We start from the raw sequence: 1,406 nt of genomic DNA, 5'->3' as shown, positions 1-1,406 counted from the left end.
TGTCCGTACGTGTAGGGGAGGTTGGTGAAGTCGCGCCAGGACCGTGGTAAGCTGGGCGGCGATGGCGACAATCGTTGATTCAGTGGAGGGGTTACGATGGATAAAGCTTTGCATGTTGGCATCAACAAATACCCTACGGCGCCGTTGACCGGGTGTGTCAACGACAGCTCCGATTTTGCCGATTACCTGAATACGAAGATGAAGTTTCGGGCTGACGACATCAGGTTGTTGTGTGACGAGCGGGCTACGACGGCCGCCATATTTGATCGGCTGCGTTGGCTTGTGGACGTGACTCCGGGCTCACGTTGCTTTTTCCACTACAGTGGCCACGGCGCTCAGTATCCGTCTCGTAACTACAAGCATGAACTCGACAGGTTGCTGGAGGTAATTTGTCCGGTTGATTTCGATTGGACTCCGGAGCACATGATCACCGATAAGCAGTTCGTCGAGATTTTCTCTGCAATTCCGGCCGGCGTGAAATTCAATTGGATTTCGGATTCTTGTCATTCGGGAGACCTGACGCGGAACATGCCGATGTCGCGCGAGTTGGCGGAGCAGACGCCGTCGTCAGTTGTTGGGATTAACTCGGGATCTATGTTGCCGAAGGTGTACCCGATGCCAGTCGATATTGCCTGGCGCCTGCGCGGCGCTGCGCCTCGTACTTTTGTCGGTACACGGGCTATCTCTCACGGCACGTTGGACGTGGGATTTGTTTCGGGGTGTAAATCGAATCAAACTTCCATGGATGCCGTGTTTGATGGTCGTCCTGGTGGCGCTCTCACGCAGATGTTTTTGCGTGTGCTTAAACAGAAGGGTTGGGGGTGCCGGCTTAGTGAGCTGACGAAGCTTACGGCGGGGGCGCTGCGTCGTAAGGGTTTTACTCAGGTACCGCAGTGCGAGGGCGCTCGAGCCAAGAAGCCGTTTTTGGGGTAGTTGTTTAGTTGCGTTCACGCCTCCGTAGCTCAACGGTAGAGCGCGACGCTCTAAACGTCCCGGTGCGGGTTCGAGTCCCGTCGGAGGTAATTGTTTGTTAGGGGTGGTTACCGGCGTCTTGTGGAGGGGCTATCATGCGTTAGGTTTGGCTGCATCCGCCGTGACATCTCGGTTTTCACCCAATGTTTTTAATCACGTGAACCCTCATCTTAGGAGACTGTCATGGTTACTCAAATTGATGTAGTTCGTTACAACGTAGCACTGTTGTCCGCTCGCATCTATCAGCTTAAAGCTGATGTTAAGAAATGGGCCGATGTCGAGATTACCGCATATCGGCACAAGCAAACCGGCCAAGTGGTTGATGCTGAGTACATAAAGAAGTTGAGACTTACCCTCAAAAACGACAAGATCGACGGCGATTGGTGGTTCTACACCTGGATTGACTGTAAGATGTCTGTCAGGAAGGTCGTTGA

The 1,406-nt window shown here is 53.3% G+C and carries 2 protein-coding genes; both read left to right on the top strand.

From position 1 onward, the window contains the following. The first annotated feature begins 96 nt into the window (after window positions 1-96). Window positions 97-933, top strand: a complete 837-nt coding sequence (locus HWQ67_RS18495) for a caspase family protein (RefSeq protein WP_218254168.1) — start codon at window positions 97-99, stop codon at window positions 931-933. 222 nt (window positions 934-1,155) lie between these two features. Continuing rightward, window positions 1,156-1,406: hypothetical protein (locus HWQ67_RS18490; RefSeq protein WP_218254167.1), on the top strand; the 251-nt coding region annotated here is incomplete at its 3' end.

Origin of the sequence: Candidatus Magnetobacterium casense (assembly GCF_019173545.1) — a bacterium.
Classification (GTDB): Bacteria; Nitrospirota; Thermodesulfovibrionia; order Thermodesulfovibrionales; family Magnetobacteriaceae; genus Magnetobacterium; species Magnetobacterium cryptolimnobacter.
Note: the sequence above shows the minus strand (reverse complement) of the source record. Positions and strands in the feature narration are given on the sequence as shown.

Bases quoted from the DNA above. Each gene is read 5' to 3' on its own strand.
- HWQ67_RS18495 (WP_218254168.1), top strand. From the start codon at position 97: ATGGATAAAGCTTTGCATGTTGGCATCAACAAATACCCTACGGCGCCG.